The 15,886-nt window shown below is 70.3% G+C and carries 12 protein-coding genes; 10 read left to right on the forward strand and 2 right to left on the reverse strand.

What is annotated here, in order from left to right; all coding sequences use genetic code 11:
- Window positions 1-247 precede the first annotated feature (247 nt).
- The gene (gene ligA, locus ACQHIV_RS07840; protein ID WP_427892801.1) at window positions 248-2,245 is read right to left on the reverse strand and encodes an NAD-dependent DNA ligase LigA; all 1,998 of its coding nucleotides are present in this window, start codon (window positions 2,243-2,245) and stop codon (window positions 248-250) included.
- Between the two features lie 94 nt (window positions 2,246-2,339).
- Here ligA and ACQHIV_RS07845 point away from each other — a divergent pair, with 94 nt between their 5' ends.
- The 9 genes from ACQHIV_RS07845 (at window position 2,340) to aqpZ (ending at window position 11,753) form a co-directional block, all read left to right on the forward strand.
- Complete coding sequence (locus ACQHIV_RS07845; RefSeq protein ID WP_427892802.1) at window positions 2,340-2,843, forward strand: hypothetical protein; 504 nt, start codon at window positions 2,340-2,342, stop codon at window positions 2,841-2,843.
- Between the two features lie 63 nt (window positions 2,844-2,906).
- A complete protein-coding gene (locus tag ACQHIV_RS07850; RefSeq protein ID WP_427892803.1) occupies window positions 2,907-4,334 on the forward strand; it encodes a serine hydrolase domain-containing protein in 1,428 nt (475 codons plus the stop codon).
- A 51-nt stretch (window positions 4,335-4,385) separates the two neighbouring features.
- A complete protein-coding gene (locus tag ACQHIV_RS07855; RefSeq protein ID WP_427896425.1) occupies window positions 4,386-5,030 on the forward strand; it encodes a MerR family transcriptional regulator in 645 nt (214 codons plus the stop codon).
- A 39-nt stretch (window positions 5,031-5,069) separates the two neighbouring features.
- Entirely contained in the window at window positions 5,070-6,083 is a 1,014-nt protein-coding gene (locus ACQHIV_RS07860) for a hypothetical protein (RefSeq protein WP_427892804.1), read from the forward strand.
- Window positions 6,084-6,165: 82 nt separating this feature from the next.
- Entirely contained in the window at window positions 6,166-7,002 is an 837-nt protein-coding gene (locus ACQHIV_RS07865) for a glycosyltransferase family 2 protein (RefSeq protein ID WP_427892805.1), read from the forward strand.
- Window positions 7,002-7,718, forward strand: coding sequence for a polysaccharide deacetylase family protein (locus tag ACQHIV_RS07870; protein WP_427892806.1), 717 nt, complete (start codon window positions 7,002-7,004; stop codon window positions 7,716-7,718). Before ACQHIV_RS07865 ends, ACQHIV_RS07870 begins: the two co-directional genes overlap by 1 nt.
- 74 nt (window positions 7,719-7,792) lie before the next feature.
- The gene (locus tag ACQHIV_RS07875) at window positions 7,793-9,439 is read left to right on the forward strand and encodes a DUF4091 domain-containing protein (RefSeq protein ID WP_427892807.1); all 1,647 of its coding nucleotides are present in this window, start codon (window positions 7,793-7,795) and stop codon (window positions 9,437-9,439) included.
- A 33-nt stretch (window positions 9,440-9,472) separates the two neighbouring features.
- Complete coding sequence (locus ACQHIV_RS07880; protein WP_427892808.1) at window positions 9,473-10,927, forward strand: LCP family protein; 1,455 nt, start codon at window positions 9,473-9,475, stop codon at window positions 10,925-10,927.
- A 64-nt stretch (window positions 10,928-10,991) separates the two neighbouring features.
- Entirely contained in the window at window positions 10,992-11,753 is a 762-nt protein-coding gene (gene aqpZ, locus ACQHIV_RS07885; protein WP_427892809.1) for an aquaporin Z, read from the forward strand.
- 28 nt (window positions 11,754-11,781) lie between these two features.
- Here aqpZ and ACQHIV_RS07890 read toward each other — a convergent pair whose 3' ends face one another.
- Complete coding sequence (locus ACQHIV_RS07890; protein WP_427892810.1) at window positions 11,782-12,231, reverse strand: Lrp/AsnC family transcriptional regulator; 450 nt, start codon at window positions 12,229-12,231, stop codon at window positions 11,782-11,784.
- A gap of 156 nt (window positions 12,232-12,387) precedes the next feature.
- Here ACQHIV_RS07890 and ACQHIV_RS07895 point away from each other — a divergent pair, with 156 nt between their 5' ends.
- Window positions 12,388-15,828, forward strand: a complete 3,441-nt coding sequence (locus ACQHIV_RS07895) for an indolepyruvate ferredoxin oxidoreductase family protein (RefSeq protein WP_427892811.1) — start codon at window positions 12,388-12,390, stop codon at window positions 15,826-15,828.
- Window positions 15,829-15,886: the final 58 nt, after the last annotated feature.

Consider the following 15,886-nt stretch of genomic DNA (forward strand, 5'->3'; position numbering starts at 1 on the left):
ATTCGGTCCCCCCTCGGGCACACGGCACGTCTCACCCCGAGGGTACGCGCCGCCGGACCCCGAAAGCCCCTTCGACCCTGCTCGAATCCGCTCCGTCAGCAAGCCTGTCCGGACGGTGAACAAGTCCAGCATTGGGCAGAAACAGATGAGCGGCGACCGACATGCGTTCGAAGATCTTTCGGGGGCTCGCGGTGGCCGTGTTGGGTGGGGCCGTGGTGCTGGTGACCGGTGGTGCCGCGGAGGCCGCTCAGCGGGGGAGCAGGTCGGCGTCCTGGAGTTGTTGCCAGATTTCCGACTGGTCGACGACCGCGACGCCGAGTTTCTCCGCCTTGGTGAGCTTGGACGCGCCGACGTCGGCGCCGGTGATCAGGAAGTCGGTGCTGGCCGAGACCGACGAGGCGATGGTGGCACCGGCCTTCTCGCACAGGCGCTGGAACGCGGGGCGGGCGACCTTCTCGCCGGAGCGCGGGTCGCTGATCGCGCCGGTGACGACGACGGTCTTCCCGGCCAGCGGCGCACCGGCCGCGACCACCGGTGGCAGGTCCTCCTCGCGTACGTCGAGGGAGACGCCGGCCGCGCGCAGCCGTTCGAGCTCCGGGCGCAGCCGGGTCAGGTGCTCGATCAGCGAGGCCGCGACCTTCGGGCCGATGTCCTCGACCGCGACCAGCCCGTCGACGCCCGCGTCCGCGACCTCCTCCAGCGAGCCGAACCCCGCCCGGCACAGGCGGGCCGCCGTACCCTCCGAGGCCATCGGGATCGCCAGGCCGATCAGTGCCCGGCGCAGGCCGACCTGGCGGCTGCCGTCGATCGACTCGATCATCCGGGCCGCCGACACCTCGCCGATCCGGTCGAACTCGAGCAGCCGCTCGGCGGTCAGCCGGTAGAAGTCCGACGGGCGCTCGAGGATGCCGGCGTCCGACAGCCGCTCGATCCAGACGCCGCCGATCGCGTCGATGTCGGCGGCCGCGCGGGACGCCCAGTGGATCAGCCGCCGGACCGTCTGGGCCGGGCAGGACACGTTGGTGCAGAACAGCTCGCGGCTGTTGCCCTGCTCGATCAGCGGCTGCTCGCAGGACGGGCAGCTCGCCGGCGGTTCGATGTCGCGCTCCTCGCCGGTGCGCTTCGAGGCGTCGAGGACGCCGGCCACGAACGGGATCACGTCACCCGCGCGCCGGACCAGGACGGTGTCGCCGATCTTGATGTCGCGGGCGCGGATCACCTCCTGGTTCGCGAGCGTCGCGCGGGTCACCGTCGTACCGCCGACGAAGACCGGCTCGAGCCAGGCGACCGGCGCGACCTTGCCGATCTTGCCGACGTCCCAGACCACGTCGAGCAGCAGGGTGGTCTTCTCCTCGGCGGCGAACTTGTACGCCAGCGCGCCGCGGGGCGAGCTGGACCGGGTGCCGGCGGCGGCGTACGCGTCCCGGTCGGCGAGCCGCAGGACGGCGCCGTCGAGGTCGTAGTCCAGCTCGTTGCGCTGCTGCTCGATCGCGGTGATCGCGTCCTGCGCCGCGGCCGCGTCCGCACAGTGCCGCATGTCGGCGACCGTGAAGCCCATCGTCCGCAGGGCCCGCTCGAGGTCGGCGTCGGTGCTCTCCCGCTCGGTCAGCAGGTCGAACGCGAGGAACTGCAGCCGCCGCTCGGCGACCGTGGCCGCGTCCTTCGCCCGGAGCGTGCCGGCGGCCGCGTTCCGCGGGTTGATCAACGGCTTGTCCGGGTGGGCGGCGTTGTACGCGGCGAAGGTCGAGCGCAGCATCACCGCCTCGCCACGCACCTCGATCCGGTCCGGTACGTCGAGCCGGTCCGGAACACCGTCCGCGAGCGCACGCACCAGCGGCGTGACGTCGTCGCCGGTGGTCCCGTCGCCGCGGGTGACCGCGCGGGCGAGCTGCCCGTTCTCGTACACGAGCGCGAGCGACAGCCCGTCCAGCTTCGGCATCACCACCACCGCCTGCCCCGGGAACCGCGCGAAGAACGCCTCCACCTGCTCCGGCTTCGTCGCCTTCTCCAGCGACAACATCGGCCGCGAGTGCCGCACGGGCGCGTGCAGCACGGTCGGCGCCCCCACCTGGTCCAGCGGGTTGGGATCCGGCGCCAGCTCCGGACGAGCCTCGATCAGCCCGCGCAGCTCGTCCTCGACCGCGTCGTACTCGGCGTCGGCCACCACGGGCGCGCCGCGATAGTACGCGTCCCGCCACTCGACGATCCGCGCCGCCAGCTCCTGAATCCGCTCCCCAGCATCCACGCCCAGGACCCTACCCGCCCCGACCGACAATCCGTTGTCCGTAACGCCGACCGGCTCCGTGCCGATGGTGTGCACGGGGAGAGAGGATGCGCCGGTGGACGCTGTCGCGCGGTTGGTGTCGGGGCTCGGTGTCTTCGCGGTGCTCGCCGTGGTGTTCGGCGTCGTCGCGATCGTCGACGACCGGCACCAGCGTTCGGTCGGCCGGGAGTTCCTTGCCACCGGCACCCGTACGGTGGCCACCGACGTCGTACTCCAGGTACGTACGAGCCGGGGCGACGAGTACATCGACTCGGTGGACGTCGTGTTCGGGAGCCATCGGGCGATGCTGTCGGAGAGCCAGGGCGACCCGGAGGGGAACGGCGTCGGCGATCATCCACCGAACGCCGGAACGCGGTACGCCGCTCCGCTGCCGGTGCTCTACAAGGCCGACGACCCGACGCAGGTGATCGCGGCGGTGGACGCTGAGGAGTTCGCGGCGCGCTCGGGGATACCGGGGTTCGCGCAGGGGGCGATCGCGCTCGGTGGGACCGTGGGGATCGGGCTGGGCGCCGTGTGGTGGATCGCCGGACGCAGGGGACGAGCGCGTCCGGACCCGTGAGGTTGCCGGTAGCAACCGAACCGTGGTGGCCCCGCGCTCGGGTGGATGTGCTAGAAAGCCGGAATGCCGTCCCAGCGCATCCTGCTTCCCCGTTCGGCGCCGGCCGCGTCGGGGATCTCGTCCCGGGCGATCTCCGCGATGCTCGACAGGCTCGAAGCGCGATCGGGTGAGAGCCACTCGATCATGGTCGTGCACCGCGGCCAGGTCGTGGCCGAAGGCTGGTGGGCGCCGTACTCGGCCGATCGCCCGCACCTTCTGTACTCGCTGACCAAGTCGTTCACGTCGATCGCCGTCGGGCTCGCGATCGGCGACGGGCTGCTCTCGCTGGACGATCGCGTGGTGGACGTGCTGCCCGACCGCGTCCCGGCCGGCGTCTCGGAGCAGGGCCGCCGCATTACTGTCCGCCATCTGTTGTCGATGACGGCCGGCCACGCCACGGACAGCCTCGCCGAGGCGTGGGAGCGGGAACCCGGCGATCTGGTGAAGGGCTTCCTGTCCCTGCCGTTCGCCGCGGCCGAGGGAACCCGGCACGTCTACGACAACTCCACCACCTACATCCTGGCCCGGATGGTGGAGCGGGTCACCGGCCGTGGTCTTCCGGAGTTCCTCGACGCGCGCCTGTTCGTGCCGATGGGCATCGACCACGCCGAGTGGGACCGCGTGGCCAGTGGCGCCGCCTTCGGGTTCCACGGACTGCACCTGACGACCGAGGCCGTCGCCGCTTTCGGCGAACTGCTGCGGCGCGGAGGCAGCTGGGGCGACCAGCAGCTCGTCCCGCGCGGGTGGGTGGAGCTGGCGACCAGTCGGCAGATCGACAGCGAGTGGATCTTGGACGGAACGGAGCAGACGGACTTCTCGTACGGCTACGGGTACCAGTTCTGGAGGTCGCGGAACGGGTACCACGGCCACGGCTCGTACGCGCAGCAGTGTGTGGTGGTTCCGTCCCACGACCTCGTGGTCGCTGTGACGGCTCAAGGGGATTCCCAGGACGTCTTCGACGCGATCTGGGACTGCCTGCTGCCGGGTGTGGGGCATACCGGAAGCGTGGAGGAGGACGCGTTCCTCGCCTCTCGGCTGGAGCGGTTGTCGCTGCAACCGGTGCCGGGTTCGGCCGCGCCGGAGCGTGCTGTGAGCGCGAGGATCGACGGGTCCGCTGAGGGGTCTGCTCTGCCCGACGGAACAACTGTCGTCGTCGAGCCCACCGAGGGCGGGTGGCTCGTGCGATTCGAGTCGCTGTTCGAGGTCGGGGTCGGTCACGGTGACTGGCGGGAGACCGCCCCGCTCGGCCGGCCGATCGTCGCGACCGGTGCGTGGCAGGGCAACACGTACGTCGCCGACCTCTACGTCATCACGACGCCGCACCGCGTTCGGCTGGCCGTCGACGCAGAAGCGGGAACGGCGACGGCGACCTGGAGTACCTTGCCGCTGACCGGCCCGAGCCTCGAGCTGCATGTGCGATCGCCGCTGATGACCCGACCCGACGTCTCCTAGGCGTGGCTTGCAGTTGACACGGTGTCAGGTGGCAGTGTCCACGTCGTGACGATGGAGATCGGAGAGTTCGCCCGCCTCGGCGGCGTGTCCGCCCGGATGCTCCGGCACTACGACCGGATCGGTCTGCTCACCCCGGCCCGCACCGAGCCGAACGGTCGGCGCTGGTACGGCGCCGACCAGCTCGCGAGGCTGCACCGCTTGGTGGCGCTCAAGGGGCTCGGGTTCGGGCTGGACGAGGTCGGGGTGCTGCTGGCCGAGGGGATCGGTGCGGAGGAGCTGCGCGGGATGCTGCGGCTCCGGGAGGCCGAGTTGGAGCGCCGGGTACGGCACGACCGGCACGCACTGGACCGGGTGACGGCGAGGCTCCGGCTGATCGACGAGGAGAACCGGATGAACGTACAACTCAAGCACCTCGACGCGGTGACAGTCGCCGCCCTCACAACAACCGCTCCGCGCGCCCACGTGAACCTGGAGACCCTGTTCGACCAGGTAATCGAACGCATGGCCGACGCCGACCGCACCGCCCCCATCGCCCGCCGTACGACGTCCTGCGCGACTGGGCCGGTGCAGGCGACCGGGCGTGCTGGCGGCAGGTGTTTCTGGAAGCTGACGGCGACCAGGAGCACTGGATCGTGGAGCTCGAGCTCGAGCTGGACCACGCCGCCTGAGACGTTGCGGCGGGCGGATCTGCCGTAACGTCGTGGATTGACAAGTCCATCACGGAGGAAGCCGCCCATGCTGAAAGTTCTTCGTGTTGTTGTGGTGTCGGGTGTGCTGCTGGCCGGGGTGACCGGGCCGGCGGTGGCGTCGACGAGTGCTGCGTCGGATCCGGCGCGGGCCGCGTTGCGCGGGATCGTGGAGAACGTCGCCGGCGCGACCGGGAAGCGGTACGCCGTGAAGGACGACGCCGGTCATGTGATGGACACGGTGAAGATCATCCAGGACACGACCGGTGGATACCTCGCGGTCTCGCACCATCTCGCCGCCGACGGGCACTTCCGGGTCAACCTGGCGACCTCCACCGACCTGCTCAACTGGCACTGGGTGCGGGAGTTGGCGGGCAGCAACACCGGCCCCGCCTCGCAGCCGACCATCATCCAGGCGTCCAACGGCGGGTTCGTGCTCGCCTGGGAGCAGGAGCAACCCGGCGGCGGCAACAACCACCTCGCGTTCCGGTACTTCGCCAATCGCGCGGACCTGCTCGCCGGCAAGGTCAGCCGTTCGTACGACGCCGCACGCAGCCTCTCCTCGTGCGCCGAAGGTACACCGAACATCTACAGCGTCACGCTCTCGCCCGACATCGACCACTCGACGATCGACATCGGCGGCCACTACTGGTGGAACTGCGACCGCGACCGCCAGCAGCGCGGCACGCTGACCAACTTCGGCTCCTGGTCCACGAGCGCCCAGCCGAACTTCGACAACGCGCTGCTGTACTGGGGTGTCGGCGGCAACATCGGCGACCGCGACAACACGACGTACGGCGGCTACAAGTTCGGGCTGATCGAGGGGCAGTACACGAAGGGCGACTTCGGGTCCTGGCGGACGTTCGTGTACGACTACCAGACCGGCAACGCCGACCGCACCGCGATCACCACCGACGGCGGCAGTACGGCGTTCGCGAATCCCACGATCACCAACCTGAAAGCACCGGACGGAAGGCCCGCGATCGTGGTCACGCTGTTCGTCCCGAGCGAGGGCGCGGCGCCGGGGGAGTCGGGCGAACTCATCTACTACACGACGTACTGACGACTCTCAGCGTTCTCTCAGCGGTTGCTCGACAGGATGACAGTCGTCCTGCTCAGCGACCGCACCGGGAGAGGCAGATTGCATGGGTGGGCCCAGATTCACTGTGGTGATCCCTGCGTTCAACGAAGAGCACTTCATCGCGGAGTGCCTGCGATCACTTGCCCGGCAGGAGTTCGCCGGTGAGTACGAAGTGATTGTCGTCGACAACAACTGCACCGACCGGACCGCGGAGATCGCCCGGAGCTGCGGCGCGACCGTCGTCCGCGAGGAGACGCCCGGGGTGTGCGCGGCGCGGCATCGGGGGACGTTGTCGGCGAGCGGCGAGATCGTGGTGTCGACGGACGCGGACACCGTGTTCGGGACCGGATGGCTCGCCGGGATCGACCGGACGTTCCGGCAGGGTCCCGGGCGGGTCGCGGTCGCCGGTCCGTGCCGGTACCCCGAAGGACCCTGGTGGGGAAAGCTGTACGCGCGGATCCTGTTCGAGTCGGTGTACCTGACGTACCGGGTGACCGGGCGGGTCGGGTACGTCACCGCGACGAACATCGCGTTCCGCAAGGACGCCTGGTCCGGGTACGACCTGACCGGCACGCAGGGCGCCGACGAGCTCGGACTGCTGCGGCAACTGCGGTCCCGCGGCAAGGTCGCGTTCGACCGCGGCAACCCGACGCTGACGTCCGCGCGCCGGCTCGCGCAGGGCCTGACGTACAACGTGGTCGTGTCGTTCCTGTACTACTACGCTCTCGCCGTCACGCTGAACCGGCTGGCCGGGCGCACCGTCATCGGCACCGCTCCGTGCTTCCGGACCGACAAGAAGTGGCCGGCGACGCGGCGGTACCGGACCCGGCTGCTCGCGATCGGCTGGCTGCTCGCGGCCGCGGCGGCGACCGTACTCACGGACCGGCTGATGGACGGCTGATGCGTCGGGCAACGAAAACCCTGGCAGGTGTGGCGGCCGGCGTCGGTACGGCGTACTGGCTGATGATGTCGCCGTACTCGCAGCTGTTCGGGCCGTTCCCGTACCGCGGGCGGGACGGCGCGCGGACGGTCGCGCTGACGTTCGACGACGGGCCGAACGAGCCGTACACGTCGCAGCTCGCGGACTACCTCGACGGCGAAGGCATCACGGCGACGTTCTTCCAGGTCGGCCGCGCCGTACAGCGGTACCCGGAGGTGACCACGCGGCTGGCGGACGCGGGGCACGTGATCGGGTTGCACGGGTACACGCACGACTTCACGCAGTACCTCCGGCGCGAGACGCTCGCCGACGAGTTGGAGCGTGGCCTCGACGCGTTCGCCGAGGTGGGGATCCGCCCGGCCCTGTACCGCCCGCCGTGGCTGCTGCGCATTCCCGCACTGCACGGCCTGGCCCGCAAGCACGGCCTGCAACTGGTGTCCGGCGAGTTCTGCCACCCGCTCGAGGTCGCCCAGCCGAGCCCCGAACGCATCGCCCGCCTCGCTGTCCGCGTCACCCGCCCCGGCTCCATGCTCATCTTCCACGACGGCCGCGACGGCAAAGGCGGCCCGCGCGCGGCGACCGTCGAGTCGGTCAAACTCGTCGTCGAAGCCCTCCGTGCGAAGGGCTACACCTTCACCACAGCGGACAATCTCCTCGGAGTCGCGGCGTACCACTGAGCTGCAGGTGTTGTGCATTACTGCGTGAACGGACAGGATTGATGCCACAATCACGCAGGAGGGAGTGGTCGGCTGTGACCGCGACATGGGAGTTCGTGCTCTGCGACGCGCTCGTGAAGGTTCATCCGGTGCGGGAGCCGCGGCCGGCCGGGGAGGCGAAGTTCCAGGCTTTTCTGGGGGAGCCCGCGTCGTTCCAGCTGGCGTATCGGCCACCGCTCGATCCGGGGTTCCGGGATCCTTCGCCGCTGAGTGTGCGGGTCGAGGGTGCGGCGGCGGATCTGGTGGCGGTGTCGGCCGTGGATCTCGTGCCGTGCACGTTCGTGGCGCTGCCGGGGCATGACGACGGGTACGAGTTCGATGAGCCAGGGCTCTATCCCGACGTGCTGCGGCCGGTCGCGGACGGCGAGGCACGGGTGCGGTTCGGAAGTTGGAGCGCGCTGTGGTTCGACGTGACGACGAGCGACCCGGCGCGGGCCGGCGTCCACGAGCTCACGGTCGTGCTGAACGCACCTGACGGGTCCGAGCTGCATCGCGTGCCGGTCAGCGTCGAGATCACCGGGATCGAGCTGCCGCCGCTGGACATCGTGTCGAGCCACTGGATGCACCTCGACGCGCTGGCGGACCACTACGGCGTCGAGGTGTTCGGCGAGGAACACTGGGCGATCGTCGAGCGCTTCATGGCGTCCGCGGTGGAGATGGGCGCGACGTCCCTGCTCGCCCCGGTCTGGACGCCGCCGCTCGACACCGCGGTCGGCACGTACCGGACCGTCGTACAGCTGATCGACATCACCGCGACGGCCGACGGGTACGCGTTCGGCTTCGACCGGCTGCGGCGCTGGCTCGAGCTGTGCCGGCGTACCGGGATCACCGGCGTCGAGGTCGCGCACCTGTTCACCCAGTGGGGCGCGAAATCCACGCCCGGCATCGTGGTGAACGGCGAACGCGCCTTCGGCTGGGACGTCCCGGCGACGGACCCGGCGTACCGCGAGCTGATGCAAGCCCTGCTGCCCGCACTGCAGGCGGTGCTCGACGAGGAGTGGGACCGGGAGTACGTCGTGTTCCACATCTCCGACGAGCCGTCGGGGGAGGACGGGCTGGCGAGCTACCTCGACGCGAAGGCGGTCGTCGCCGACCTGCTGAAGGGCTGGACCGTCGTCGACGCGCTCAGCGAGCACTCGTTCTACACCTCCGGCGCGGTCGCGCTGCCTGTCGTCGCAACGAACCACGTCGAGCCGTTCCTCGCCGAGCGCCCCGAGAAGCTGTGGGTCTACTACTGCGTCAGCCAGGACCGCGACGTCGCGAACCGCTTCATCGGCATGCCGTCGGCCCGCAACCGGGCGATCGGCCACCAGCTGTTCGCCTCCGGCGTGGACGGCTTCCTGCACTGGGGTTTCAACTTCTGGTACACGCAGCACTCGATCCGCCGCATCGACCCGTTCGCCGACACGTCCGCCGGCGGCGCCTTCCCGTCCGGCGATCCGTTCACGGTCTACCCCGGCCCGGACGGTACGCCGTGGCCGTCGCTCCGGCACCGCGTCTTCGCGCAGGCCATGTGGGACCACCGCGCCCTCCAGGCCATCCGCGCCGCCAAGGGCAACGCAGCCGCCACCGAGATCGTCGACCCCGACCACACACTCCGCTTCGACCGCCCCGTTCTGGATCCGCTCCACTACTACGCGGCACGTAACCGGATGGTGAAGGCGCTGACACCCGAGCAGTGACAACCGGCGTGACGGCAGCGGAGTCCTTCAGGTGTGAGGGACTTCGCTGACCGGCGTCGTACCCGTTCCACCGCGGTCGTGCTCGCACTGACGGTGATCGGGGCGATCCTGCCGGGCGTCGGGCTGATCGTCGGGGGACGGCGCAAGCTGGGCGCGTTCGTGCTGACGGTGACCCTGGCGCTGGCCGGGGCCGCGGCGTACGTCGCGGTCGCCCGGCCGCCCGCGGTCCTCGCGCTCGTGGTGTCGCCGCACAAGCTGCTGATCGTCGCGGCCGCGCTGGTGGTGGTGGGGCTCGCCTGGGTGTGGGTGGTGGTCGCGTCGCACGAGCTGGTTCGGCCGTTGACGATGAAGTGGGTGCCGCGGCTGGCCGGGGCGTTGCTGGTCGGCGTACTGAGTTTCGCGATCGCGCTCCCGACGACCGCGGCGGTGACCGCCGTACTGTCGCAGCGGGACCTGATCGGCAGCGTCTTCCTGCCTGGCTTGGACTCCCGGAGTGCGACCCGGCCGGACGTGAACGTCCGCGACCCGTGGGCGAACCGGCCGGAGCTGAACGTCCTGCTGCTCGGCGGCGACGGCGGCGCGAACCGGACCGGCATCCGCACCGACAGCGTGATGGTCGCGAGCATCGACACCCGCACCGGCGCGACCCATCTGATCTCGCTCAGCCGGAACTGGATGCGGATGCCGTTCCCGGCGAACTCCCCGCTGCACAAGGCGTATCCGGACGGGTTCTGGGACCCGGCGCTCGGCGACGTCGAGCAGCCGGAGTACTACCTGGACGCGATGTACGACAACGTACCGAAGGCGCATCCCGGGATCCTCGGGCCGACCGACAACGAGGGTGCCGACGTGCTGAAGGAGTCCGTCGGTGCGGCGGTCGGGCTGCCGATCGACTACTACGTCCAGCTCAGCGTCCAGGGCTTCGAGAAGATGATCGACGCGCTCGGCGGCGTGACCGTGAACATCAACTACCCGGTGCCGATCGGCGGCGACTACGGCATCGGTCCCGGTACTCGCGGTCCGCGCAAGCCGACCGGGTATCTCGAGCCCGGGCCGAACCAGAAGCTCGACGGATATCACGCGATGTGGTTCGCCCGCGGCCGTTACGGACTCGACGACCCGTCCCGGCAGGCGCGGCAGCGGTGCACGATCCAGGCGCTGGTGCACAGCGCGAACCCGGCAACTGTGGTATCGAGGTACCAGCAGATCGCTGCCGCCGGCAAGCAACTGCTGCGCACCGACATCCCGCAGGAGCTACTGCCCGCGCTGGTCCGGCTGGCCGTGAAGATGAAGCACGCCGCCATCACGAACGTCGACCTCGACGGCGCCAAGAACTTCCCGACCGGCCGCGACCCGAACTACCCGGCCATCCGCGAACTGGTGCAACAAGCGCTACACCCCGCGCATCACCCGGCCGCTACGCGACACGCCTCCACGGCGACTCCGGCCGAGAGCCTCGCGCAACTCTGTGCGTATCACCCGAGCTGAAATACACACACTGTCACGGTTTGGTGTCGTACTGTAATAGTACGTTCACTACAAGGAGGCAGTCGTGGAATCACCCAGTCCTGCTGCTCGGATAGGTGCGGAGTTTCTCGGAACGTTCTGGCTGGTGTTCGCCGGCTGCGGCGCGGCGGTGCTCGCCGGCGTGGTCCTCACCCCGGACAAGGTGCCGGTCGGCATCGGGTACCTCGGGGTCGCGCTCGCGTTCGGTCTGACGGTGCTGACGATGGCGTTCGCCGTCGGTCACGTCTCCGGCGGGCACTTCAACCCGGCGGTCACGATCGGCCTGGCCGTGGCCAAACGGATCGAGTGGAAGTGGGTGCCGACGTACATCGTCACCCAGGTCGTCGCCGGGACCGTGGCCGGCGCGATCCTGCTGGTCATTGCCAACGGCAAGCAAGGGTTCAGCGCGGTCGACAGCGGCTTCGCCAGCAACGGGTACGGCGACCGGTCGCCCGGCGGGTACTCGCTGCTGGCCTGTGCGGTGGTGGAGATCGTGCTGACGGCCTTCTTCCTGTACGTCATCCTCGGCGCGACGGACGACCGCGCGCCCAAGGGGTTCGCACCGATCGCGATCGGGCTGAGCCTCACGCTGATCCACCTGGTCGGCATCCCGGTCACGAACACGTCGGTCAACCCGGCCCGGTCGCTCGGCGTGGCCTGGTTCGCGGGCGGCTCGGCGCTCGGGCAGGTCTGGTTGTTCATCGTCGCGCCGATCGTCGGGGCCGCGATCGCGGGCGTGAGCTACGCCGCGATCACCGGCGCCCGCGTGGAGGAAGAGGTGGACCTGGGCGTCGCGAACAACCCGTAGGACGCGAGGCTCGGCGGGCGGCACGCCGTCAGCCGAGCCTGGTCCACTGTTCGAGGACGACCAGCGTCTTCGTCCCCGAGATCGCCTCGCCGGAGCGGAGCTTGCTGACGACCCGGCGCAGGTCGTCGACGCCCTCGACCCGGATTCGTACCAGCGCGTCCGGGTCGCCGGCCAGCGTCAGCACCTCCTCGACCTCGGGGATCTGCGCGACGAACTCCATGATCTGCGCGAGGTCCAGGTCGTCGGCGAAGTGCAGTTCGGTCATCGCCTCGATCCCGGTGGCGATCCGGCCGTGGTTGATCTTCACCGTGTACCGCTCGATCACGCCGAGCTTCTCCAGCCGCGCGATCCGGCGCTGCACCGGCGCCACCGTGAGCCCGACCGCGGCGGCGATCTCGCGTAGCGGCCGGCGGGCGTTCTCCAGCAGCAGGTCGAGGATCACGCGGTCGGTACGGTCGAGAGTCGCCTGGTCGGTCACGCAACAAAATGTACGCCGGACGGCGGGTATGTTGCGCCCGCTCAGGACGAATCGGCGTGCCGGTTGCGAATTGTCGCCAAACTGGAGGACCGGTGTTGTGACCCGGCCCACCAAGCCTCACGCTCGGGGCAACCGTCGCCGATTCTGGGAGTACCGATGACCGAGTTGCTCGATCGCCCGGTCGCCGCGCCGGACAGCACGCCGGCGCCGTACGACCTCGGCGACCGGTTCCGGACGGCGGGCCCGCCGACGCTGCTGACCGGTGTCCAGGCGATCGCCCGGCTGCTCGTCGAGCACCGCGCGCTGGACCGGCGCCGCGGGCTGCGGACCGCGTCGTTCGTCTCCGGCTACCAGGGCAGCCCGCTCGGCGGTCTCGACAAGCTGCTCGGCGGGATGCCGGACGTCCTGGACGCGAACGACATCCGGTTCGTGCCCGGCCTGAACGAGGAACTCGCCGCCACCTCGGTGTGGGGGAGCCAGATCGAGCTGCCGCTCGGCACCGCCACCCACGACGGCGTCACCGGTTTCTGGTACGGCAAGGGCCCCGGCGTCGACCGCGCCACCGACGCGCTGCGGCACGCCAACATGTACGGCGTGAACCCCCGCGGCGGCGCCGTACTCCTGGTCGGCGACGACCCGGCGTCGAAGTCGTCGACCGTACCGGCGGTCAGCGAGCGGTCCCTGGCCGCGCTCGGCATCCCGGTGCTGTTCCCGCGGAACGCCGCCGAGATCGTGACGCTCGGCCTGCACGCGATCGAGCTGTCCCGGACGACCGGCTGTGTCGTCGCGCTGAAGATCGTCGCGGACGTCGCCGACGGCGCCTGGGTGGTGGACGCCGCCGCGGCCGACGTACGCCCGGTCGCGCCCGCGATCGAGTGGGACGGCACGCCGTACAGCTACCAGCAGCGCCCGATGATCATCCGCCCGGACGCGATCGTGCGCGCCGAGGCCGACCTGGTCGGCCCGCGGACCGAGCTCGTCCGTGCGTACGCCGTCGCGAACGGGCTGGACGTGCTCGATGTCGACCCTGAGAACGCGCGGGTCGGATTCGTTGCCTCGGGCAGCTGTTACGACTCGATGCGACAGGCAATGACTGACCTCGGCGTCACCGGCGAGGAGCTCGCCCAGGCAGGCATCCGGGTCCTCCGCCTCGGCCTGATGAGCCCCGTTGCCGCCAGCACCGTTCGCGCGTTCGCCGAGGGCCTGGACCGGATCGTGGTGGTCGAGGACAAGACCGCGTTCGTGGAGACGCAGATCCGCGAGATCCTCTACGGTACGCCGAACGCGCCGCAGATCGTCGGCAAGCGGGACGCGGCCGGCCGGATGCTGATCCCGGCCGACGGCGAGCTCACCTCGGGCCGCCTGCTCGGCCCGCTCCGGCAGCTGCTGCAGGACCTGGTCGCGATCACCCCGCCCACCCCGCGGCGCACGCAGCTCCCGCTGCTGTCGACCAGCCGGTCGGCGTACTTCTGCAGCGGTTGCCCGCACAATCGGTCGACCGCGCTGCCGGAAGGCTCGATGGGCGGCGGCGGGATCGGCTGCCACGCGATGGTGACGATCTCCGATCGGGAGGACAGTGCGGTCACCGGCGTCACCCAGATGGGCGGCGAAGGTGCGCAGTGGATCGGGCAGGCGTGGTTCACCGACGCCGGACACATCTTCCAGAACGTCGGCGACGGGACGTTCTTCCACTCCGGGCAGCTCGCCGTCCAGGCCTGTATCGCCGCCGGGGTGAACATCACGTACAAGCTGCTCTACAACGAGGTCGTCGCGATGACCGGCGCGCAGGACGCCGAGGGCGCGCTGACCGTGCCGCAGTTGACGCACAAGTTGCGCACCGAGGGCGTGGAGAAGATCGTCGTCTGCGCCGAGGACCCGAGCCGGCACCGCCGCCGCGACCTCGCGCCCGGCACGCTGCTGTGGGACCGCGACCGGCTCGACGAGGCGCAGCGCATGCTCCGTGAGACGCCCGGCGTCACCGTGCTGATCTACGACCAGCACTGCGCCGCGGACGCGCGCCGGCAGCGCAAGCGCGGCAACCTGCCCGCGCGCACCCAGCGCGTCGTCATCAACGAGGCGGTCTGCGAGGGCTGCGGCGACTGCGGTGTGAAGAGCAACTGCCTGTCGGTGCAGCCGGTCGAGACCGAGTACGGGCGGAAGACCCGGATCGACCAGACCTCCTGCAACACCGACTACAGCTGCCTCGACGGCGACTGCCCGTCCTTCGTCACCGTGGAGACGGCGTCGAGCCGCAAGCGTACGTCGTACCCCGAGCCGCCGCCGGTCGTCCCGAGCAGCGCCGAGGAGCGGGTGACCGGCACCCAGAACGTGTTCATGGCCGGCATCGGCGGCACCGGCATCGTCACGGTCAACCAGGTTCTGGCGACCGCCGCGCTGCGGGCCGGGTACTCCGTGGAATCCCTCGACCAGACAGGCCTGAGCCAGAAGGCGGGACCGGTCACCGGCCACCTGCGGTTCGCCGAGGGCGAGCTGGAACCCGCGAACCGGCTGACGCCCGGATCCGCGGACTGCTTCCTCGGCTTCGACCTGCTCACGCTCGCCGAGGACCGGAACCTTGCCTACGGCAACGGTGCGCTGACCCGGACGGTGGTCTCGACCAGCCGGACGGCGACCGGTGCGATGGTGTACGACCCGGCCGTCCGGCATCCCGAGGAGGCCGCCCTGCTGGAGCGGGTCCGCACCGCCACCGCGGAGCTGTTCGAGTTCGATGCGCTCGAGGCCGCCGAGCGGCTGTTCGGCAACACGCTCGCGGCGAACTTCCTGCTCGTCGGCGCGGCGTACCAGACCGGCGCCCTGAGACTGCCGGCCGCCGCGATCGAGGAGGCCATCGAGATCAACGGCACCGCGGTCGCGGCCAACATCGCCGCGTTCCGCTGGGGCCGGATGGCCGTCACGAACCCGGCCGCCTTCCGTGCACCGGAGACCCCCGTCGCGGTCCGCGAGGTTCCCGCCTCGGTCGCAACCTCCGGTCTCGAAGGCGAAGTACTGCGGCTCGTCACCCAGCGCGCCACCGACCTCGTCGCGTACCAGAACGTCAAGCTGGCCGACGCGTACGTCGACGTCGTCGCGCGGGTCGCCGCCGCCGAGCAGGCCGTGACCGCGGAGACCCGGTTCAGCGAGGCCGTCGCGCGGAACCTGTTCAAACTGATGGCGTACAAGGACGAGTACGAGGTCGCCCGGCTCCTCACCGACCCGGAGTTCCTGGCGACGACGGACGGCCCGGTCTCGTTCAAGCTGCACCCGCCGATCCTCCGCGCCCTCGGCCGGACGAAGAAGATCTCCTTCGGCCCGCGCACCCACGGCGCGCTCCGGATCCTCGCCCACCTGAAACCGCTCCGCGGCACCCGCGCCGACCTCTTCGGCTACGCCCACGTCCGGAAACTCGAACGCGCCCTCCGGGATCACTACCGCGGCCTGGTCGTCGACCTCGCCGCCACCCTCGACCCGGAGTCGTACGACCGTTCCGTCCAGCTGGCCGAGCTGCCGGACCTGATCCGCGGCTACGAGTCGGTCAAGCTCCGCAACATCGACCGCTACACCGCAGCTCTCGAGGACCTCGGCGTCCGGATGGGCTGAGAGCCCGTTCGGGCGGCGGTCATGTTGCCGTTGCCTGGAAGACGCCGTGGGGTGTTTG

This window comes from Kribbella polygonati, from assembly GCF_050320105.1.
GTDB lineage: Bacteria > Actinomycetota > Actinomycetes > Propionibacteriales > Kribbellaceae > Kribbella.

What these genes read in the sequence shown, in the direction of transcription:
- ACQHIV_RS07895 (WP_427892811.1), top strand. Translation starts at nt 12,388, where the DNA reads ATGACCGAGTTGCTCGATCGCCCGGTCGCCGCGCCGGACAGCACGCCG.
- ACQHIV_RS07870 (WP_427892806.1), top strand. Translation starts at nt 7,002, where the DNA reads ATGCGTCGGGCAACGAAAACCCTGGCAGGTGTGGCGGCCGGCGTCGGT.
- ACQHIV_RS07865 (WP_427892805.1), top strand. Translation starts at nt 6,166, where the DNA reads ATGGGTGGGCCCAGATTCACTGTGGTGATCCCTGCGTTCAACGAAGAG.
- ACQHIV_RS07850 (WP_427892803.1), top strand. Translation starts at nt 2,907, where the DNA reads ATGCCGTCCCAGCGCATCCTGCTTCCCCGTTCGGCGCCGGCCGCGTCG.
- ACQHIV_RS07855 (WP_427896425.1), top strand. Translation starts at nt 4,386, where the DNA reads ATGGAGATCGGAGAGTTCGCCCGCCTCGGCGGCGTGTCCGCCCGGATG.
- ACQHIV_RS07860 (WP_427892804.1), top strand. Translation starts at nt 5,070, where the DNA reads ATGCTGAAAGTTCTTCGTGTTGTTGTGGTGTCGGGTGTGCTGCTGGCC.